Raw genomic sequence first — 21773 nt, 5'->3', positions numbered from 1 at the left:
GCGTCTCTTTTAAAAAGAGCCGTGTTAATCCGTGCCTAATTATTATGTGTATATGAATCAGGAAATAGAAAGAAGACGTACATTTGCCATCATTTCGCACCCGGACGCGGGTAAGACTACACTGACAGAGAAGTTTCTGCTGTTCGGTGGACAGATACAGGTGGCTGGAGCTGTAAAAAGCAACAAGATTAAGAAAACTGCCACCAGCGACTGGATGGATATCGAGAAGCAGCGTGGTATCTCTGTATCGACCTCTGTGATGGAGTTCGATTACACCCCCGATGGCAAGGACATCGAATACAAGGTGAACATTCTGGACACCCCAGGTCACCAGGACTTTGCTGAGGATACCTTCCGCACACTCACCGCTGTAGATTCAGCCATTATCGTAGTGGATGGTGCCAAAGGTGTTGAGACTCAGACCCGCAAACTGATGACGGTGTGCCGCATGCGCAAAACACCCGTTATCATCTTTATCAATAAGATGGACCGCGAAGGTCGCGATCCGTTCGACTTGCTCGACGAACTGGAGCAGGAACTCGAAATCAAGGTTCGCCCACTGTCTTGGCCTATCAATCAGGGTGCCAAGTTCAAGGGCGTTTACAATATCTACGAACAGAAGCTCGACCTGTTTACACCCGACAAGCAGCGTGTAACAGATAAGGTAGAGGTTGACATCGACAGCGAGGAGCTCGACCAGCGCGTAGGCGAGGAGAACGCCGCCAAGCTGCGCGAGGACCTGGAGCTGGTGGATGGTGTTTACCCAGAGTTCGATGTAGAGACCTATCGCGAGGCCGAAGTGGCCCCCGTATTCTTCGGATCGGCCCTGAACAACTTTGGTGTGCAGGAGCTGCTTAACTGCTTTGTTGAGATTGCACCATCGCCACGACCCACCAAGGCCGAGGAGCGCGATGTGCAGCCCGAAGAGCAGAAGTTTACAGGATTTATCTTTAAGATTACCGCTAATATCGACCCCAACCACCGCTCGTGTATCGCATTCTGTAAGGTATGCTCTGGTAAGTTCCAGCGCAACCAGCCTTACCTGCACGTGCGCCAGGGTAAAACGATGCGTTTCTCAAGCCCCACACAGTTTATGGCGCAGCGTAAGAGCACCATCGACGAGGCTTGGCCAGGCGATATCGTAGGTCTGCCCGATACAGGCGGCATGTTTAAGATTGGCGACACACTGACCGAAGGCGAAAAGCTGCACTTCCGCGGACTGCCTTCATTCTCGCCCGAGTTGTTCAAATATATCGAGAACGACGACCCCATGAAGGCCAAGCAGCTGCAGAAGGGTATCGACCAGCTGATGGACGAGGGTGTGGCACAGTTGTTCGTTAACCAGTTTAACAACCGCAAGATTATCGGAACCGTAGGACAGCTGCAGTTCGAAGTTATCCAGTATCGTCTGGAGAACGAGTACAACGCCAAGTGCCGTTGGGAGCCCGTACATCTGTATAAGGCCTGCTGGATTGAGAGCGACGATCCACAGGAGCTGGAGAACTTTAAGAAGCGCAAGTACCAGTACATGGCCAAGGATAAGGACGGCAGAGACGTGTTCCTGGCCGATAGCGGCTACGTGCTGAGCATGGCCCAGCAGGACTTCGAAAACATCAAGTTCCACTTCACATCAGAATTCTAAATGATAGGCACGGATTAACACGGCTTTTTAATAAAAGACACGGCTGGCTGCGCAAAAAGCAGCGTTTCTCTAAAAGAGAGCCGTGTTAATCCGTGCCAAAAGAAAAAAGCGTATGAAACAAGAAGACGATATTAAACAGGCCGTAGAGTGCATGCGTAAGGGCGGTGTAATCCTCTACCCTACCGACACCGTTTGGGGTATTGGTTGCGATGCCACCAATGCCGAGGCCGTGAAGCGTGTTTACGAGATTAAGCAGCGCGAGGATTCGAAGGCGCTGATTTGCTTGGTGGATAGCGATGCCCGCATGCAGCGCTACTTCCGCAATGTGCCCGATGTGGCCTGGCAGTTGATCGACAGCTTGAAAGAGGCTACCGATGCCAAGCCAACCACACTGATTCTGGATGGTGCTATCAACCTAGCACCCAACCTGATTGCCGAGGATGGCAGTTTAGGTATCCGTATCACCAACGAGCCTTTCTCGAAGGAGCTCTGCTTCCGTTTCCAGAAGGCCATCGTATCAACATCAGCCAACATCAGTGGCGAGCCTGCCGCACAGAACTACTGCGACATCGACCCACGTATCCTTGAGGCTGTAGATTACGTATGCTGGAGCCGTCGCCAGGAGCACAAGCCCCACACCCCCTCGAGCATTATCAAACTGAAAGAAAACGGCGAAGTTACAGTAATACGAAAATAATAATTAGACACGGATTAACACGGCTTTTTTATAAAAAGACACGGCTGGCTGCGCAAAAAGCAGCGTTTCTCTAAAAGAGAGCCGTGTTAATCCGTGCCAAAAAACAAAAAGATGGAGACAACAGTTGTAGATAGAAGACCGGAGTGGCTGAAGCGGTTGCACGACTGGCGCGTGGAGCACGTGAGCGAGAGGATGTTTATGATTATCCTTGCCCTGCTTGTGGGCTTTTTCGCCGCCGTGGCTGCCTTTGTGCTGCACTGGATTATCAACCAGATTGTAACGCTGCTCACCAGCTCGTTTGCTGCCGAGCGCGCCAACTGGCTCTACCTGGTTTACCCCGTTGTGGGTATCTATCTCACGTCGCTGTTTGTACGCTATATCGTAAAAGATAACATCTCGCACGGTATCACGCGCATTCTCTATGCCATCTCATCCAACCGTTCGCGACTGAAATCGCACAACTGCTGGTCGAGCGTCATCGCTTCGGCCATCACCATCGGCTTTGGTGGATCGGTAGGAGCCGAGGCACCTATCGTGCTTACAGGTTCGGCCATCGGTTCAAACCTGGGTCAGCTGTTCCATCTGGATCGAAAAATGCTGATGACGCTGGTGGGCTGCGGTGCTGCAGGTGCTATCGCAGGTATCTTTAAGGCCCCGATAGCCGGACTGGTGTTTACGCTCGAGGTGCTGATGATTGATATGACCATGTCGGCCCTGCTACCTATCCTGGTATCGTGCGTAACAGCCACCGTGTTTACCTATATCTTCAGTGGCGACTCATCGCTCTTTACCTTCCATCTGGATAGCGAGTGGAGCGTGGAGCGCATACCGGCCTGCATAGGCTTAGGCATTGCCTGCGGACTGGTTTCGCTTTACTTTATCCGCATGATGGGCGCCTGCGAGGATGTGTTCTCGAAATTCAAGGATAAGCCTTACGTAAAGCTGGCCATCGGTGGTACCACACTTAGTCTGCTCATCTTCCTGTTCCCAGCCCTCTACGGCGAGGGATACAGCAGCATTAACCTGCTGTTGAACGGACAGAATGCCGACGACTGGAATCGCATACTCAACAACTCGATGTTCTCGGGGCAGGGTTCGCTGTTGTTGGTATATATCGCCCTGGTACTGTTTACCAAGGTAGTAGCCACATCGGCCACCAATGGCGGAGGCGGCTGCGGTGGAACATTCGCACCATCGCTGTTTATCGGCTGTTTTACCGGCTTCCTCTTTTCGCGACTTTGGAACATCAACTCCATCGGTGTGTATGTGCCCGAGAAGAACTTTGCGCTGCTGGGTATGGCAGGTGTGATGTCGGGTGTGATGCACGCGCCGCTTACGGGTATCTTCCTGATAGCCGAGCTGACTGGCGGCTACTCGATGTTTATGCCGCTGATGATTGTGAGCGTGGTGGCCTATATGACCATCAGCATTTTCGAGCCTCACAGCATCTATGGTTCGCGCCTGGCCAAGCAGGGAAAACTTCTTACCCACCATACCGACCACGCTGTGCTGACGCTGATGAATCTCGACTCGGTAATTGAGCGCGACTATCTGGGTGTTGAGCCCGATATGGAGCTGAACGAGATTGTACACAAAATCAGTCGCAGCCACTCCACGGTACTGCCCGTGCTCGATGCAGGCGGCAAATTGCTGGGCGAGATCGACATTATGAAAATCAGAAACGTAGTATTCAGAATAGAACTCTATCACCACTTCAAGGCGTCGCAGCTGATGACCGATCCCAAAGCACTGCTCACGGATGGCATGCAGATGCGACAGGTGATGCGCACCTTCGACCGCACCGGTGCCAACTGGCTCCCCGTGCTCGATGCCGAGAACCGTCTGAAGGGTTACATCTCGCGCCAGCGCATTTACACCATGTATCGCAAAATGGTGGCCGATATGTCAGAGGATTAAATCATTAGGCACGGATTAACACTGCTTTTAAAAAAAAGACACGGCTGGCTGCGAAGGAAGCAGCGTTTCTCTTAAAGAGAGCCGCGTAAATCCGTGCCCCCCAAAAAAATAAAAGAAATGAAGAAGGAAAATTTGCGTATTATTTTTATGGGAACACCCGAGTTTGCGGTGCCAACACTGCAGGCTCTGGTTGAGAACGATTATAATGTAGTGGCTGTAGTAACACAGCCCGACAAACCCGTTGGTCGCCATCAGACTGAGATGCAGCCATCGGAAGTTAAGAAGTATGCTCTTGAGCACAACTTGCCCGTACTGCAACCCGTAAAGATGAAGGATCCCGAGTTTGTAGAGCAGTTGCGCTCGTATCAGGCCAACCTGCAGGTGGTAGTAGCATTCCGCATGCTGCCCGAGGTGGTTTGGGATATGCCCGCCTACGGCACCTTTAACGTACATGCAGCTTTGCTACCACAGTATCGCGGTGCAGCCCCCATCAACTGGGCGGTGATTCACGGCGAAACACAAACAGGCGTAACCACCTTCTTCCTCGACCACGATATCGACACCGGTCGCATCATCATGCAGAAGCCCTTCGCTATCCCCGACACAGCCGACGTAGAGTATGTGTACGACGGACTGATGAACCTGGGTGCCGAGATCTGTCTGGAGACACTCGAAAAAATTATCGCTGCCGACGGACACCCCGAGAGCATTCCTCAGGAGCAGATGATACCCGTAGGTAGCGAGCTGCACGCAGCACCGAAGATATTCAAGGAGACCTGCCAGATTAACTGGAACCAGCCAGCCAAGCAGGTTTACGACTTTATCCGCGGTCTTTCGCCCTACCCCGGCGCCTGGACCACACTGGTATCGCCCGATGGTAAGGAAACGGTGCTGAAGATTTTCAAGACCAACAAAACCGGAAATACCACCGGCGAGCTCGGTCACACCGCCATTATCGACCGCAAGCCCTGCATCAAGGCAGCCGACGAGTTGCTGATGATCGAGGAGCTGCAGTTGGCAGGAAAAAAGCGCATGAATGGCAAAGATTTCCTGAATGGCATTAAAAATTTCGATAATTATATAATAAAATAAGGTATATTTGCGTTACTATAATAGGTAGAACATTAAAAACAGATTGCCTATGAAGATTTTTACTCCAGACGACAACATGTTCAGCGAGAAGACGTACAAGCCGCGCAAGCAAACGCTCGACCTCATTCGTCTTGTTGCATACACCTATCGTAGTAACTGCAACAAAACGTCGAACCTGAACTAACTTAAAAAATTATGGCATTAGTATCACCATCATTACTTGCCGCAGATTTTCTGCATCTCGACCGCGACATCGACATGATTAATCGCAGTGAGGCCGATTGGCTTCATCTGGATGTGATGGACGGATCGTTCGTACCCAACATCTCGTTTGGTTTCCCCGTACTCGAGGCAGTAGCAAAAGCTTGCAAAAAGCCACTCGATGTACATTATATGATAGAGCACCCTGAGCGTTACATTGCACAGACAGCCAAGTTGGGTGCCATGATGATGAATGTACACTACGAGGCTTGTGTACACCTGCATCGCACCATTCAGGAGATTCACCAGGCTGGTATGAAAGCCGGTGTAACACTGAACCCCGCCACGCCCGTTAGCGTGTTAGAGGATATTATTAACGATGTGGATATGGTACTGCTGATGAGCGTAAACCCAGGCTTTGGCGGACAGAAGTTTATCGAGAACACCATCGATAAAGTAAAGCGCCTGCGCCAGCTGATCACCGAGAAAGGCAGCCACGCACTCATCGAGGTTGATGGTGGTGTGCAGGGCCAGACAGCCCCACGCTTGGTCGAAGCAGGAGTTGATGTGCTGGTAAGTGGCAGCTACGTGTTTGGCGCAGCCGATCCCGAGGGCATCATCAAGTCGCTCCGTTCACTCTAAGCTGAGATTAAGATTGTATTCGCGCGAATATTTGCGCATGTTGATCAGGGCGTAACGCATACGTCCTAACGATGTATTGATGCTGCATCCCAACTCCTCAGCTATCTCCTTGAACGACATATCCTGGAAGTATCGCATGTACACCACCTCGCGCTGTGGTGCAGGCAGGGCATTCATCAGCAGCACCAACTGCTTCAGCGTGCGCTGGTTGGTAAGCTCGGTTTCGCGATTCACATCTATTACCTCTTCGCCCTTCACGGCACTCAGATCGTTCTCCTTAGGCGCATCTACCACAAAATTCTTCTTCAGGTCGCGATAGTAGTCAATCACCGTGTTATGCGCCACGCGAATCATCCACCACTGCAGTTTACCTGTCTCGGTATACTGGTGGTTCTGTATCTTGCTGATAATCTTCAGAAACGTTTCCTGAAACAATTCGTTAGCCAACTCCTCATCCTTCACTACACGTATAATGTAGCTGAAGATATTGTCCTGGGTGCGTGAGAGTAACTCGTCGAATGCATGGTTATTACCATCTAGGTAAGCCTGAACCAATTCCTGGTCAGTCATACTTGTAAATGTACTCATAAGCTCAAAAATTTAAAATTGAGTAGAGTTTGTTTCGATAGGCAATAATCATTTAAATTGTTAATAATCTGCGGCAAAAATAGATATTTTTATCCAAATCACCAAAAAAAATGGTCAAAAACTTAACATTGTGACATTTTTTTACTACTTTTGCAGTATCGAAGTAACCTAAAAAAGGAAAAAATATGAAACTATTCGTACCAGGACGCCTATGTCTGTTTGGTGAACATACCGACTGGGCGGGACACTACCGAACAATGAATGCCGACATTAAACCTGGAGCAGCTATCGTGACGGGTATCGAACAGGGAATCTACGCCGAAGTAGAGAAGTCGAGCATTTTTGAGCTTTACAGCACAGCCGATGAGATTAAAAGCGTGTGGCAGGATTTCAGCTGTCGCATGGACGAGACTGAACTAAAGCGTATTGCAAAAAGTGGATCATTCTTCTGCTACTGTGCGGGTGTGGCATCGTACATGCTCGAGTGGTATAAGGTTGGCGGTGTGCGCATTCGCATCACCGATATGACGCTGCCCATGAAGAGTGGCTTGTCGTCGTCGGCCGCCATCTGTGTGCTGGTGGCACGCGCTTTTAATCAGTTATATAATCTGAATCTCAACACGTTAGGCGAGATGAACATTGCCTACTTAGGCGAGTTGCGCACCAGTAGCCGTTGCGGCCGCTTAGACCAGGCCTGCGCATTTGGTGTAAAGCCTAACCTGATGACCTTTGATGGCGACGAGATCGAGGTACGCTCGCTGAACGTCAAGAAACCCTTGCACTGGGTGTTCGCTGATTTGTGCGCCGAGAAGGATACCATCAAGATTCTGTCGGATCTGAACAAGGCCTACCCCTTCCCCAATAGCGATGCCGAACGTGCCGAGCACGAAGCTCTGGGACAGCTTAACCTGGATATCGTTGATCGTGCCATCAAATACATGGCTGCCGGCGATGCCGAGAGCTTAGGAAAACTGATGACCGAGGCCGAGGCGATGTTCGACGAGAAGATTGCGCCTATGTCCGAAGCCCTGCACTCGCCCAAGTTGCACGCCACGTTGAACGATCCCAACATCCAGCCTTTGGTTTGGGGTGGTAAAGGTGTAGGTTCGCATGGCGATGGTTCGGTACAGTTCCTGGCACGCGATGCCGAGTCGCAGCAAAAGGTGGCCGATTACCTCAATGCGCATGGCATGAAAGCCTACACGCTCACGCTCAAGCCCGTACACACCGTACGCCGTGCAATCGTGCCCGTAGCAGGTTTCGGTACGCGTCTTTACCCCGCCACGCGTGTTATCAAGAAGGATTTCTTCCCCATCCCATGTCCCGATGGCATGGTACGCCCGGTGATACTCATTCTGCTCGAGGAGCTTATCCAGAGTGGTATCGAGGAAATCTGTCTGGTATTAGGTTCCGAGGAGGAGCGCCAGCAGTATGCCGACTTCTTCGAGCATCCCCTGCCCGATGAGCATCTGCGCAAGCTGAACCCCGAGGCCCAGGAGTACGAGAATCATATATTAGATATAGGTAAAAAACTGCACTACGTATATCAGCACGAAAAGCGTGGCTTTGGTCATGCCGTTTACCAGGCAGCGCAGTTTGCAGGTAACGAGCCCGTATTGCTGTTGCTGGGTGATACACTGTATCGCAGCGACTCCAACAAACCTTGTGCTCTGCAGATGATCGAGGATTACGAGCGCTACAACCGATTGATGGTAAGTATCCATCCTATCCCCCTGGCCGAAGTGAGCCGCTATGGCATTCTGCACGGTGTTTGGGAAGATAACGATCACACCATCCTGAACGTGTACGCTATGTGCGAGAAACCCAAGGCCAGCTATGCCGAGGAATTTCTGGCTGTGCGCAACAAAAAGGGCGACAAAGAGTACTACAGCGTATTCGGACAGTATATCCTTACCCCCGAGGTATTCTCGCAGTTGCACGAGGACATCATGCAGAAGGAGGTTGAGGGCGACCACGTAACCGAGATTGAGCTTACCGCAGCTCTCGAGGCTGTTCGCAAGCGCAGTGGCATGGTTGGTGTAAGGCTACGCGGAGAAATGTTCGACATGGGAAACCCAGCCGCACTCACACGTGCCATCACCGAGTTCTCAACCCACAAATAACAAAAAATCCCGCAATCAAATGCGGGATTTCTTTATTTAATCAAACTCAACAGATACTTACCGTAATCGTTCTTGGCCATCGGTTTGGCCACTTCTTCAAGTTTTTCCTTACTGATCCAGCCACGCTTAAAGGCAATCTCCTCCAAGCAGGCCACCTTCAGGCCCTGGCGCTTCTCAATCACCTCGATAAAGGTCGAAGCCTCCGAAAGCGAGTCGTGTGTACCTGTATCCAACCAGGCAAAGCCACGCTGCAAAGTCTGCACCTTCAGTTTCTTCTGTGCCAGATACTCCTGATTAACGGTGGTAATCTCCAGCTCACCACGAGCCGATGGCTTGATGTTCTTGGCAATCTCAACCACGCTGTTGGGGTAGAAATAAAGACCTACCACGGCGTAGTTCGACTTGGGGTGCTCGGGCTTCTCTTCAATGCTCAGGCAGTTACCCTCGGCATCAAATTCAGCCACACCGTAGCGCTCGGGGTCGTTCACGTAATAACCGAACACAGTGGCCTGATCGCGCTTCTCGGCATTCTCAACACTCTCCTTCAGCAAGCCTGTAAAGCCCGAACCGTAGAATATGTTATCGCCCAACACCAAGCAGGCGCTGTCGTCGCCAATAAACTTCTCGCCTATGATAAATGCCTGTGCCAGTCCATCGGGTGATGGCTGCTCGGCATACTCAAAATGCACACCGTAATCCGATCCGTCGCCCAGCAAGCGCTTAAAGCCTGGCAAGTCGTGTGGAGTCGAGATAATCAGAATCTCGCGGATACCAGCCAGCATCAGTGCCGATACGGGGTAGTAAATCATCGGTTTGTCGAAAATAGGTATCAGCTGCTTACTGATGCCCTTAGTAATGGGGTAAAGGCGTGTACCTGAACCACCTGCTAAAACAATTCCTTTCATACGTTGATATTTAAAATTTGGTGCAAAGATACAGTTTTTGGCACGGATTACGCGGATTACACGGATTTTTTATATAAAATTATTATTAATCTGTGTTAATCCGCGTAATCCGTGCCTAATTTTTATTAATTTTGCAGTCGATTTGTAATTATAAATAGATTTTTATGGGATTTTGGAATAAATTATTTGGCAATAACAGCGAACAGAAGGTTGGCGGCATGGAGGATTTCATGACGCTGATTCGCGTATATTTCCAGGCAGCCATGGCAGCCGACTTGGGAATTACCAACCTCGCTGCACTGCCCGACCTGCGTGTGTTTAAAACCACACTCAAGGTAGCTACCGTAAACAATAAGTTAGGTGTTGGCGAGCGCACCCGTTGTAAAAAGATGCTCAAGGAGATGTACGGCATGGACGACGATTTCTTTAAGGAGATCGACTCAAGCCTGCGCAAGCGTTGCAAGAAGGTTCAGGATGCACAGACCTACCTGCTGCAGTTCCAGGGCTTTACTCAGGACATCATGATGCTTACCGGCAACCTGATGAAGTTTAAGCTCCGCCTGCCCGGATTCATGAAGAAGGCACTCTACACCATGACCGAGAAGACCGTGAACGACATCTTTACCAAGAACGACTTTACCGACCCCGCTGTACTGAAGAGCGTGGTAGCCGTTCGCGAGTATAACCGTCGCTTAGGTTTCTCACAAAAGTGGGTAACCGACTTTGTGTTCAAGGTGGTGATGCTGGCTAAGAAAGAACCCAAGCCCGCACAGGACGACAAGTAAAAGGTTTAAAATATCTTAAAAGATAGCTGATACGCTATACTTTAAAAGATAAATTATATAACTTTGTACACCAAATAGTTATATCATGAGTGCAAACGAGCAAACGATATTGGCGTTCGAGACGCGTGTAAGACAGATGATTCTCCACTTCAAGCAGTTGAAGAAGGAGAACGAAGATCTTCTGGCACAAATCGAAAAGGGTAAGCAGGACATAGCCGACCTGCAGGCCAAATTGACTCAGGCACAGAATGATTACAATTCACTGAAGATGGCTAAGATGATGCAGATTACCGACGGTGATCTTGAAGGCGCAAAAGCCCGCGTCACCAAGATGATAAAAACGGTAAATCAGTGCATAGCCATTCTGAGCGACGAACAATAAATAAAAGGTGCCCACAATGACAGAAGTGAATAACGAGAAACTACATATCAGGTTGCACGTCTACGACGAAGAAATCGAAGTAACCATCAAGCGTTCCGACGAGGAATTCTATCGTAAGGCAGCCAAACTCATTACCGACCGTTATAACGCCTATTCGCAGGCTTATAAGGGTAAGAAGGGCGAGCATACCATAGCGCTCATGACGCTGATTGATATCGCCCTGATGTACGAGCGTGAGCGCGGCAACCACGACACTGATCCCTACAATAGTATTCTCACTAAGTTGACTTCTGAAATAGAGGAGGCACTTAAGTGAGAATATCATTTTATTAACATAGATTTTATATGGATATCATTATTGTACTACTGATCGCTGCAGGCGCCCTCGCATTAGGAGGAGTCTGCGGATACCTTGTATTCCGCTACGTTCTGAAGGGGAAATACAATGAAATGATCGACACTGCCACCAAGCAGGCCGACGTCATCAAAGAGAAAAAACTGCTCGAGGTGAAGGAAAAATTCATCAATAAGAAGAGCGAGCTGGAGAAGGAGGTGCAGCAGCGCAACCAGCACATCCAGCAGAGTGAGAACAAACTCAAGCAGCGCGAGATTTCGCTCAACCAGCGCCAGGAAGAACTGGGCCGCCGTAAGAACGAACTCGACAATCAGCAGCAGCGCATCGAGAACGAGAAGAAGCTGCTCTCTGTAAAGGCCGAGGAGCTCGAGAAGATGCAGCTCAAGGAGCGCGAGAAACTCGAGGAGGTATCAGGTCTCAGCGCCGAAGAGGCTAAGAACCGCCTGGTTGAGTCGATGAAGGACGAGGCTAAGACTGCCGCTGCCAGCTACATCAACGAGATTATGGACGAGGCCAAGCTGAACGCTAACGCACAGGCCAAGAAGATAGTTATCCAGACCATTCAGCGTGTAGCTACCGAAACCGCTATCGAGAACTCGGTAAGCGTGTTCCACATCGAGAACGACGAGGTGAAGGGTCGCATCATCGGTCGCGAGGGTCGTAACATCCGCGCACTCGAGGCCGCCGCAGGTGTTGAAATCGTTGTCGACGATACTCCTGAGGCAATCGTTATCTCTGGTTTCGATCCTGTTCGCCGTGAGGTTTGCCGCCTGGCACTCCACCAGCTGGTGAGCGATGGTCGTATCCACCCCGCACGTATCGAGGAGGTAGTTGCCAAGGTTAAGAAGCAGCTCGACAACGAGATTATCGAGACTGGTAAGCGCACCGCTATCGACCTGGGTGTTCATGGTCTCCACCCCGAGCTCATCCGCATCATCGGTAAGATGAAGTACCGCTCATCATACGGTCAGAATCTGCTGCAGCACGCGCGCGAAACAGCCAACCTGTGTGCCGTTATGGCCAGCGAGCTTGGCTTGAATCCTAAGAAGGCTAAGCGTGCCGGATTGCTGCACGATATCGGTAAGGTGCCCGACGAGGAAAGCGAGTTGCCACACGCTATCTACGGTGCTAAGATTGCCGAGAAGTTCAAGGAGAAGCCCGATATCTGTAATGCCATCGGTGCTCACCACGACGAGATGGAGATGCAGACTCTGCTGGCTCCTATCGTACAGGTGTGCGACGCCATCTCAGGTGCCCGTCCAGGTGCACGTCGCGAGATTGTAGAGGCTTACATCAAGCGTTTGAACGACCTCGAGGCCATCGCTATGAGCTATCCCGGTGTTACCAAGACCTACGCCATCCAGGCTGGTCGCGAGCTCCGTGTGATTGTAGGTGCCGATAAGATGAACGACGCCGAGAGCGAGGCCCTCAGCGCCGATATCGCTACAAAGATTCAGAACGAGATGACCTATCCTGGTCAGGTAAAGATTACCGTTATCCGCGAAACACGTTCTGTAGCTTATGCTAAGTAATCTTTAAATAATCTGTTTGATATCAAGTAAATCAGATACTGTGTAAGTGGGGGCCTCAGGGTCTCCACTTTTTATGTCGTATCCCCAACGGTTAAACAGCAGCGCATCTATGCCCACGGCCATCGCGCCCTTAATGTCGGTTTGCAGGTTGTCGCCTATCATCAGCGTTGTTTCGGGCTTGGCTCCTGTCTGCTTAAAAGCATACTCAAAATAGCCCGCAGCAGGTTTGTTTACCCCCGCATCCTCGCTCAGCACTATCGTATCAAAATAGTCGCGCAAACCGCAGGCAGCCAGTTTTTTGTACTGCACCTCGTGAAATCCGTTGCTCGTCATGTGCATACGGTAGCCCTTTTCGCGCAGGTATTGCATCAACTCGTGTGCACCCTTCACCGTGCCGGGCTTGTTGCTGCAGTACGCCAGAAATTGGTCGCTCATCTCCAGGCAGTACGCCTCGGTAGCAGCATCACCCATGCCCACACTCAAGGGTCGGCGGAATCGCTCAACTATCAGGTAGTCACGCGTAATCTCACCCTTCGAGTAGCGACCCCAAAGGTCGATATTCGCCTCCCAGTAAGCATCGTAAAACACCTGAGGGTCAGCAAAATAGCGTCCCAGCTGGTAATACTCGAACGTTTCGCGTATGGCAATCTCCGAGTTGCCATGGGTGTCGTAGAGCGTGTCGTCAAAGTCTACAAACAAATCCTTATATACCTTATTCTTTTCCATACGCTGGCAAAGGTACGAAAATAGTTGCAAAGTTACGTACTTTTTTAGTGCGCAGTTTGGAATATTGCCAAAAAATCACTAATTTTGCAACCGAAGTTCTATAACAAGTCCTAAGCAATGAAACGTCTATTAATAATATTTATCACCTTGACAGCAGCTTTTGCAGGCGTTAAGGCGCAATCGGTGGAAAAAGAATTGCAGGCCGACCCTAACCGTGCGGCAGGTATGTTCTATGCCCTCCCCATAGGCAAGATGCCTAAGGATACCCCCGCACCCGCCGGTAAAAGACCATTCTACATCAACCACTACGGCAGCCCGGGTTCGTATTATCTCGATAAAAAGGAGTACTATACCGATACCTACGCCACCTTTGCAAAGGCCGACAGCTTAGGCAAGCTTACCAAGCTGGGTAAGGATGTGTTCCGCCGTATCAAGTTACTGTGCCAGGATGCGCAGGATCGCGATGGCGAGCTCACCCCTATCGGCGCCCAGCAGTCACGCGACATGGTAAAGCAACTGGTTGAGCGTTACCCCGATATGTTCACCCCCGATGGCTACTACAGCGTGCGCAGTATTGTTGAGAACCGCTGCATTATGACCATGCAGGAGGGGCTGCTACAGCTCTCAGCCATGCATCAGCCCATCATTGCCCGCAGTAAGGCATCGCTACAGGAAAACAGGTTTATGAGTCCTGTCGATAATATACTTACCTCGCAGCGTACCGATTCGCTCACCCTGCTGCATTACAATCGCTTTGTATCGCTCAACTCGAGCGACAACCGCCTGATGCAGTCGCTCTTTAACGATCCCTTCTACGTGGTTTCAAGCATCGATGTACCCAAGCTGGCCCGCCAGCTGTTCATCCTGGCAGGTAACGTGCAGCATGCCAACGTAAAGAAAAACGTTACGCTGTGGGACATTTTTACACAAAATGAGATTCACCAGCATTGGCGCAAGCAAAACGCCTGGCACTACATCAACTACGGCGGTTGCACCCTTAACGGTGGCTATCAGGCCTACCTGCAGCGCGCCACCCTGCGTAATATGATGCACATGGGCGACAGTGTGCTTAAACGTTATAGCCCACTGATGCACCTGCGCTACACCAACGAGCAAGTTATCATGTCGCTGGCCTGCCTCATGGAGCTCAATGGCTGCGGCCTGCATACCGACAACCTCGACTCGCTCGAAGCCTATGGCTGGGCCAACTATCGCATCGCCCCCTTAGGTGGCAGCATTATCATGATTCACTATCGCGCCAATCACGACGATCCCGATGTGCTGGTAAAAGTACTGCTCAACGGCGAGGAGGCACGCCTGCCCATCAAAACCGATTGCGCCCCCTACTACCACTGGAAGGATGTTAAGCGCTACTATCTGCGCAAAATCTATCGCTACGAGAACCGTCGATTCAGCCACAAAAAAAGATAACATTTCATGAACACCAAAATCAAATACACGCTCCTGTTGATACTGGCCGTAAGCAGCTGTAGGCTGTCTGTGGCCCAAAGTGTTATCGACCTGATCAAGCAGCGCCCATCCTACGCATCATGCAATTACGATGTGTATCCCGATAGCATCACCGCCAAGCTCACACCAGCCCCCGCTGGCAAAAAGCCGTTCTATATCTCGCACTATGGTCGCCATGGTTCGCGCTACATCAGCAATCGCAGCGGATTCGACACCCCCTACTTCATGATGTTGCATGCCGACAGCCTAGACGAGCTTACACCTACAGGCCAGCAGGTACTGCGCCACATGAACAATATCATGCGCAACACCGAAGGCCGCTGGGGCGAACTTACCGGCTATGGCAAACAGCAGATGCAGAATATAGGTCGCCGCATGGCCGAACGCTTCCCCGAGGTGTTCCATCCAGGCGCCAACGTTACCTGTATCAGCACCGTTGTGCCCCGTTGCATCGAGTCGATGGGCTCTTTAGCCATGGAGATGCTGCAGGTATGCCCGCAGCTGCACATCACCATGCAGGCCTCAAAGCGAACCCAGTGGTACATGAATTATCAGGACAAGAAATTACGTAAGAGCTATATGACCCCCGAGGCTCAGAAAGCCTTAGACGCCTATACCGCCACCCGTATGGGTAACACCCGACTGATGGAGCTGATATTCAAGAATCCCGATATCGCCGAAGAGTTTGTAAACCAGGAGGACTTCAGCTATTATCTCATGAAGATGGGACTCTTCCAGCTCAACACCAACTTTAATCGCAACACCAACCTTATTGGTCTTTTTAATACCAACGATCTGTATCGCATGTGGCAGGTCGACAACGCCTACTGGTACCTGCAGCATGGTGCCTGCAAACTTAACGGTGGCAACCAGCCTTACACGCAGCGCCACCTGCTTAAGAAGATGATTGCCGATGCCGACAGCTGCATCAAACTACCCGATCCTGGTGCACAGTTGCGTTTCGGTCACGAAACCGTACTGCTCCCATTGGTATGTCTCATAGGTGTTAACGGGTTTGATTTCTCTACCGACAACCTCGACGAGCTCGAGGGCCATGGCTGGTGGTGCAGCAGTGTGTTTCCGATGGCCAGCAACCTGCAGTTCATCTTCTACCGCAGCAATCCCAAGGATAAGGATGTGCTCGTAAAAGTACTGCTCAACGAGGTCGAGGCCACCCTCCCCATCTCCACCGACTGCGCCCCCTACTACCACTGGTCCGACTTCCGCCAGTACTGCCTCAACAAACTCGCCGCCTATAAGCAATAACTGCTTATATCATTTATACTACGCTTGTATAAACGCCACTTTTCTACGATTATCTTTGGGGCGCACGGCAAAAACAAAAAAGTTGCGGCGTGCGGCGTGCTGCGTGCTGCGCACATAACCTTACCAGGTTTTCGACAAGCCAAATGGTTAATATTGTTTACAATTTCCACACAACACAACAATACTTTTTACAGAATCATTTACAAAAAAAAATAATATTCACACCCATCTTGTAAGCTCCGAGAATACGTACATTGTGATAGTACCACACCGCACGCAGCACGCCGCACGCCGCAACTTTTTTGGTTTTGCAATGCGACGGAGGCAAGAACTGAGAGGAATTTATTAGTATTATAAATATTATATATTATTATATATATTATAATATATATAATAATATATAATATTCTACGAACAAAGTTGTGAGTGTGTAGATTACGGAAAAGTTGCGGCGTGCGGCGTGCGGTGTGGTGGTGAGTACAGGAAACGAGATTGTACTAATTTGAGCGAAATCCGTAAAATTCGGAGCCATAGAATTACTATTCTTTGCGCAAGAAATGAATAACCAAAATATTTTCGCTTTTTGATTAAAAAAAGTGGCTAAAGTATTTGGTGGTTTGAAATATTTTTTGTACCTTTGCATCGTTAATCAAAAACAAAGCGCGCACAACTTTTGAGAGACACAAACAACACTTAATTATTAACCATTTTAAAAATTAAAACACACAACATTATGGCAAAGATTTTTTATCTGCTGAAGCAGAACAACACCAAGACCTCGAAGATTTACGGCAAGTGGTTTGCCCGAGGAAAAACCACCGAAACACTGAACACCCGAAAGATGGCCAACCACATTGCAGAACACGGAAGCATCTACACCCCAGACGTGGTATTCGGAGTGCTGGAGAAATTCAGAAGCTGTCTGCTGGAGATGCTGCTGAACTCGAAACGAGTAAAGATCGACGGTCTGGGCATCTTCTTCACAACCCTGGAGAACGAGCCCGGCGGAGCCCTGAGAAAGGAGGATTTCTCGCCAGCCAAGAACCTGAAAGCCCTGCACATTAGATTCCTGCCCGACCAGGAGGCTGAGACCAACATCTCGAGCAGGGAGTTTATCAAAAGGGCTGAGTTTGTGAATGCCGAGACATTTGCAGGACAGCTGACCGAGGAGGAAGATAAACCAAGTGGTGGTGGTAGCAACCAGGGTGGCAATACCGGTGGAAACACCGGAGGCGGCGGAAATAGCGGCGGTGGCAATAGCGGTGGTGGAAGCCACGAGCCTATCGGAGACTAAGGGTTGGGGGCGCAAGCCCCACCCTGTCCATTGACCATTGACCATTGACCATTAAACATTAACCATTAACAATTATGACAAAGAAAGAGACATTAAAGTTTATCGTGCAGATGATTGCCAGTATCGCTACAGCGATTGTAACGGCCCTGGGCGCGACATCGTGCATCGGGGCTTAGCCCCGATGCGCCACAAGTTCTTGGACAAGCCAAGCGGCATAGCCGAGCGGCATGGCAGGTTGAACAACAACCACGAACCATTAACCATTAAAAGAGATAGAGCCCACAGCATGGTCTGTGAGCTCTATTTTTGTGCTTTTGGCCTAACCACCTAACAAACTAACATTTGGTATTTTAGTTATTCGACAAGATATAAAAATATAAAGTAGAATTATTATAAAGTAGAATTATATTCTTAATTTTGCCTAAAATATTTGGTAGGAAAGCCTAAACTCCGTATATTTGCGGCACGATATAAATTGCAAGAGATATGGAGTTTGTTGACAGACAGAAGGAATTTTCACGCTTGCAGGCTGCTCTAAAGAGAGAGAAGCCTCAGTTTATAGTGGTTTATGGACGTAGACGAATTGGAAAGTCGACACTGATAAAAAAGGTGATGGACTTTGAACGTGGCGACATTTATTTCTTGGCTGATAAAACCGCTGAGCCAAGTCAGCGTCAGCTCTTCTCGTCACTTATCGACATGAGTATCGAAGGCTTCAGCATGGCTAACTATCCTAACTGGGAATCGCTGTTGCTAAGTTTAAACAGGTCTATCAGCCACCGCATAACCGTTTGTTTGGATGAATTTCCATATCTTGTTAAAAGTTGTCCTGCTCTGCCATCGATACTGCAGAGACTGATTGACGACAAAAAACTGAAATACGATTTGATAATCTGTGGATCATCGCAACAGATGATGCAAGGTTTTGTACTCGATAGCACAGAGCCTCTATATGGTCGCGCCGACGAAATAATGAAAATGAAACCTATCGCCCCCACTTTTGTTGGTCAGGCGCTAAGATGTGATGCCGAACAGGCTGTTAGAGAGTATGCTGTTTGGGGCGGTGTGCCAAGATACTGGGAACTGCGCGAAAACTATGACAGTTTGCATGCAGCAATAGAAAACCTAATGCTTACATCCGAAGGAACGCTTTACGATGAGCCATCACGCCTACTGCAGGATGAAATGCGCGATACAGTACAGGCCTCTTCTATATTATCATATATAGGCAATGGCGCAAATAAACTATCCGAAATTGCTGCCCGTGCCGAGAAACAAGCAACAGATATTACTCCCCAGTTGTCGCGACTGCGCGAACTTGGCTTTATAAATAAAGAGGTGCCATTTGGCGAGAGCGAAAAGAAGAGCAAAAAAGGGTTGTATCGCATATCCGACCCACTGTTGTGTTTCCACTATCGATATGTACTGCCATATCGTTCACTCATTGAGTTGGATAATAGCGCGGCTGTATTGGATGTATTCAAAAAAACGGAGAACGAATATGTTAGTATGGTTTGGGAAGAACTATGCCGAAACCATATCAGCTCGCAGGGTGTTGATGGCATTTTATATAAATTAGCATCTCGCTGGTGGGGCAGCTATTATAACGAAGAAAAAGGAGAGTATATCCCTGTAGAACTTGATGTAGTAGCCGAATCGTTTGACGGTAAGCATCTGTTCATAGGCGAATGTAAATGGCAGGAGCATATAGATGCAAGCGAGGAAATATCGCGATTACAGAAAATAGCGAAGGGACTTCCCTTCGCCAAGGACCACGAAATACATTATGGCCTATTTTTAAAAGAAACTCCCAAAAACGCGGAAAATGCAAGGATATACTATCCTGCTGATGTAATGGAAAAATAGTAATACGCGATATCGGCATAGCAGTAAAGGCGGGTGCTGCGGGTTTTGATAACATCGGTGTGGTAATGGCGGTGGTGCTGCATTTTGCGTATCTGACTATAGGAGGCGGTAAAGGAGCGGTTATAGGCGGTGGCTAAGAATCGCACCTGGTCCTTGTGCGACAAACGGGACAACTGGGGATGGCGCTGCTGTTGTAACAAGATAAAAATGGCCAGATAACGGCACTGGCCTTGCATGGTGGAGAGTCGGCGAATGCGCGAGCGACGGGCTTGGCTGTTGGGCTGCAGGTTGAACACAAAGCCGTATTGCTTGGATAACGAAGAACGGTTCCACGCCTGCTCTACCTGCTCGGCAAACGAGGGTTTCATCTGGAACCGACCAATAGAGAAGTCGGCACCCTGACTGCCTTTGGTAACATAAAGGCCATTAACGGCGGCTCGCTCTATCTCGTCCTTCCACATGGAATAGCGGATAAGCTCTGGAAACACGATAGCCTCGGCCAAACGTGCATCCACACCAAAGGGCGCAAACTCCTGCTGCCACTCGGCGTGGTGATCGGCCACATAACGTGCTGCCGAGGTCCAATCGCTACCAAACACTTTTTGATAACGTGTGGAAAAAACAGTGGTGCTGCCCATAAAGAGCAGCAACCACAGTATGAGATAGCGCAAACCTACCATTTTACAGTTTGTAAGTACACTTTACAATCTTACCCTCATCGAAGATAATCCACTCTAAACGATCGGGGTTAGCAGTGAAGGCCGCTGGAGCGTAGGTGGTCATACCATTCAGGATAATCTCGCCCGTTTTAGAGTACTCTACAACGCGCTTGCCACTACGACTCTTATAAACACCATAAGGTGGGTTAGTGCCTGAATTAGCGCCCTTCTTCAGTCGGGCATCGGCCTTTTTATTAATGGCCTTCAGCTCATCCTCGTTAATCTTGCGGAACTTGCCATTCTCGACTACTGCATACTCGCCAGCCTCAGCGCTCTGGGCCAACAAAGGCCAGTTGCCACCACCACCAGGTGATTTAAAATCGTTTACGCCACCAATGTAGCCACGGCACTCCCAGGCACCAAATGTCCAGCTTTTTGGCAGTTCGTAGACGGTTTCCTGACAAACGGGCGATGCCTGCAGCTCGGGCAGATCCTTATAGGCCTGGTCTAAGATGTTGCCCACGGCAATCACGCTATTCAGGTCGGCACGACCGATGGCACATTCTGGCAGATCGCCACTGGCAACCACCTCACGCGACAAGCGGGTATATTCGGCAGCAAACTTCTTGTGCTCGGAAATCAGGCGCAGCAGCGAGGCGCGATACTCCTTGGCAGCCTCTAAACGATAGTTGTACAGCAACTGATCGGCCTCATCATAAAGGGCATCAATCTTGGCTGCATCATCTATACCACATATCTGCTCGTAAAGCTTCTGCAACTTACTATCGTACTTTTTGCCAATGGCACTGTAATCGTGATTGGCCTCGCGCGTAATCACCTTAGCAAAGTTTTGAGCCAGCTGTCCCACCTTAGCCTCATAGCCTGTAAGGGCACCTGTAGTTTGCTGCATCTGCTTGCTAAAGTTGCCAGCATTCATGGCCATCTTCTGCATCTTCTGTACAAAATCGGGGTGCGCCTTGATGTAAGCCTCTTGCTCTTTCTCGCTCATCTTCTCAAAGCGTTCCATCTCGCTCATGTTAACATTGCCACCCATGATTTTAGCCATCACTTTTTGCTGGATGGGCTCCTTCTTCGAGTCGGGCGCGTTCTCATCGTTCAGGATAGCCATCTCCTCTTTGGTAAGGCCAAACATATCCTGCACTTTGCGCTCCCACTTTTGGCGCAGGGCTTCCATATCGGCATCGGAGCATCCGTTGGCACCCTCCTGCAACTGCTCGGCACGGGCCACAACGCGGGCTATCTTAAGTGCATAGGCATCGCGCTCCTCCATGGTGCTGCGGGCCATCTTCTCGGCCGATGGCAACTGTGGCAGCTCGGCCATCAAAGCCGAAGCCGACGAGGCCGATGAGGGGGTAAAGGTTCCATCCCACGTAACTGTAGGGGTTTTACGCTTAGGCACGATATCGTCGCCAGCGGCCACAGCCAACTTAGATGGGTCGGCAGGCTCATCGCTCTCGTCCTGCACAGCCTCGCTTATCTCGGCAGTTGCTTTTTTACCGATAACGGCTTGCTGTGCCTTTTGTTTTAGTTTGCCCAGAAATCCCTGAGCATTGGCGCCTGCTGTGCCCATCATGAGCAAGGCAGCCAGCATTACTAAGTGTTTTTTCATA

The 21773-nt window shown here is 49.8% G+C and carries 21 protein-coding genes; 16 read left to right on the top strand and 5 right to left on the bottom strand.

Annotation, left to right across the window (positions count from 1 at the left end):
- The first annotated feature begins 52 nt into the window (after positions 1-52).
- From BLR73_RS09215 to rpe, 6 genes are all read left to right on the top strand, one after another.
- Positions 53-1642 carry a peptide chain release factor 3 gene (locus BLR73_RS09215; protein ID WP_028907422.1) on the top strand — a complete coding sequence of 530 codons (1590 nt, stop codon included), beginning with the start codon at positions 53-55 and terminating at the stop codon, positions 1640-1642.
- A 112-nt stretch (positions 1643-1754) separates the two neighbouring features.
- Positions 1755-2339, top strand: a complete 585-nt coding sequence (locus BLR73_RS09210) for an L-threonylcarbamoyladenylate synthase (protein ID WP_028907423.1) — start codon at positions 1755-1757, stop codon at positions 2337-2339.
- A gap of 111 nt (positions 2340-2450) precedes the next feature.
- The gene (locus BLR73_RS09205; protein WP_091861979.1) at positions 2451-4256 is read left to right on the top strand and encodes a chloride channel protein; all 1806 of its coding nucleotides are present in this window, start codon (positions 2451-2453) and stop codon (positions 4254-4256) included.
- Between the two features lie 117 nt (positions 4257-4373).
- On the top strand, positions 4374-5348 hold the full coding sequence (fmt, locus tag BLR73_RS09200; protein ID WP_033149383.1) for a methionyl-tRNA formyltransferase: 975 nt from the start codon (positions 4374-4376) through the stop codon (positions 5346-5348).
- Positions 5349-5397: 49 nt separating this feature from the next.
- Positions 5398-5532, top strand: coding sequence for a hypothetical protein (locus BLR73_RS14615; RefSeq protein WP_255327352.1), 135 nt, complete (start codon positions 5398-5400; stop codon positions 5530-5532).
- 8 nt (positions 5533-5540) lie between these two features.
- Positions 5541-6191 carry a ribulose-phosphate 3-epimerase gene (gene rpe / locus BLR73_RS09195; RefSeq protein WP_091861373.1) on the top strand — a complete coding sequence of 217 codons (651 nt, stop codon included), beginning with the start codon at positions 5541-5543 and terminating at the stop codon, positions 6189-6191.
- Here rpe and BLR73_RS09190 read toward each other — a convergent pair.
- Positions 6183-6779, bottom strand: coding sequence for an RNA polymerase sigma factor (locus BLR73_RS09190; protein ID WP_033149381.1), 597 nt, complete (start codon positions 6777-6779; stop codon positions 6183-6185). The two genes, rpe and BLR73_RS09190, sit on opposite strands and share 9 nt — an antisense overlap.
- A gap of 185 nt (positions 6780-6964) precedes the next feature.
- On the opposite strand from BLR73_RS09190, the gene BLR73_RS09185 reads away from it, so the two are divergent.
- Positions 6965-8902: a sugar phosphate nucleotidyltransferase gene (locus tag BLR73_RS09185; RefSeq protein WP_091861370.1), complete on the top strand. Its 1938-nt coding sequence runs from the start codon at positions 6965-6967 to the stop codon at positions 8900-8902.
- A 32-nt stretch (positions 8903-8934) separates the two neighbouring features.
- On the opposite strand, the gene rfbA is transcribed toward BLR73_RS09185, so the two are convergent.
- Entirely contained in the window at positions 8935-9807 is an 873-nt protein-coding gene (gene rfbA / locus BLR73_RS09180) for a glucose-1-phosphate thymidylyltransferase RfbA (RefSeq protein WP_091861367.1), read from the bottom strand.
- 164 nt (positions 9808-9971) lie between these two features.
- Here rfbA and BLR73_RS09175 point away from each other — a divergent pair, with 164 nt between their 5' ends.
- The 4 genes from BLR73_RS09175 (at position 9972) to rny (ending at position 12861) form a co-directional block, all read left to right on the top strand.
- On the top strand, positions 9972-10592 hold the full coding sequence (locus tag BLR73_RS09175) for a hypothetical protein (RefSeq protein WP_013064067.1): 621 nt from the start codon (positions 9972-9974) through the stop codon (positions 10590-10592).
- 85 nt (positions 10593-10677) lie between these two features.
- Positions 10678-10974, top strand: coding sequence for a hypothetical protein (locus BLR73_RS09170; protein ID WP_013063458.1), 297 nt, complete (start codon positions 10678-10680; stop codon positions 10972-10974).
- A 16-nt stretch (positions 10975-10990) separates the two neighbouring features.
- A complete protein-coding gene (locus tag BLR73_RS09165; RefSeq protein ID WP_013063326.1) occupies positions 10991-11290 on the top strand; it encodes a cell division protein ZapA in 300 nt (99 codons plus the stop codon).
- Between the two features lie 29 nt (positions 11291-11319).
- On the top strand, positions 11320-12861 hold the full coding sequence (gene rny, locus BLR73_RS09160; protein ID WP_013065465.1) for a ribonuclease Y: 1542 nt from the start codon (positions 11320-11322) through the stop codon (positions 12859-12861).
- Positions 12862-12864: 3 nt separating this feature from the next.
- Here the strand turns inward: rny and BLR73_RS09155 are convergent, their stop codons facing one another.
- Complete coding sequence (locus BLR73_RS09155; protein ID WP_013064425.1) at positions 12865-13587, bottom strand: YjjG family noncanonical pyrimidine nucleotidase; 723 nt, start codon at positions 13585-13587, stop codon at positions 12865-12867.
- A 117-nt stretch (positions 13588-13704) separates the two neighbouring features.
- On the opposite strand from BLR73_RS09155, the gene BLR73_RS09150 reads away from it, so the two are divergent.
- From BLR73_RS09150 to BLR73_RS09135, 5 genes are all read left to right on the top strand, one after another.
- Entirely contained in the window at positions 13705-15018 is a 1314-nt protein-coding gene (locus BLR73_RS09150; protein WP_091861364.1) for a histidine phosphatase family protein, read from the top strand.
- 6 nt (positions 15019-15024) lie between these two features.
- Positions 15025-16323, top strand: coding sequence for a histidine-type phosphatase (locus tag BLR73_RS09145; RefSeq protein ID WP_091861361.1), 1299 nt, complete (start codon positions 15025-15027; stop codon positions 16321-16323).
- A 733-nt stretch (positions 16324-17056) separates the two neighbouring features.
- Positions 17057-17617 carry an HU family DNA-binding protein gene (locus tag BLR73_RS09140; RefSeq protein ID WP_091861358.1) on the top strand — a complete coding sequence of 187 codons (561 nt, stop codon included), beginning with the start codon at positions 17057-17059 and terminating at the stop codon, positions 17615-17617.
- Between the two features lie 74 nt (positions 17618-17691).
- Positions 17692-17793: a smalltalk protein gene (locus BLR73_RS14360; RefSeq protein WP_013065470.1), complete on the top strand. Its 102-nt coding sequence runs from the start codon at positions 17692-17694 to the stop codon at positions 17791-17793.
- Positions 17794-18103: 310 nt separating this feature from the next.
- Positions 18104-19483: an ATP-binding protein gene (locus BLR73_RS09135; protein ID WP_091861355.1), complete on the top strand. Its 1380-nt coding sequence runs from the start codon at positions 18104-18106 to the stop codon at positions 19481-19483.
- Here BLR73_RS09135 and BLR73_RS09130 read toward each other — a convergent pair.
- Together BLR73_RS09130 and BLR73_RS09125 are read right to left on the bottom strand one after the other, a co-directional pair.
- Positions 19456-20154: a hypothetical protein gene (locus tag BLR73_RS09130; protein WP_143010924.1), complete on the bottom strand. Its 699-nt coding sequence runs from the start codon at positions 20152-20154 to the stop codon at positions 19456-19458. The genes BLR73_RS09135 and BLR73_RS09130 overlap by 28 nt on opposite strands.
- A 10-nt stretch (positions 20155-20164) precedes the next feature.
- Entirely contained in the window at positions 20165-21772 is a 1608-nt protein-coding gene (locus tag BLR73_RS09125; RefSeq protein ID WP_143010923.1) for a hypothetical protein, read from the bottom strand.
- Between the last annotated feature and the right edge of the window lies 1 nt (position 21773).

The organism is Prevotella sp. khp1 (assembly GCF_900102205.1).
Classification (GTDB): Bacteria; Bacteroidota; Bacteroidia; order Bacteroidales; family Bacteroidaceae; genus Prevotella; species Prevotella ruminicola.
This window is presented reverse-complemented; position numbering and strand designations above follow the sequence as displayed.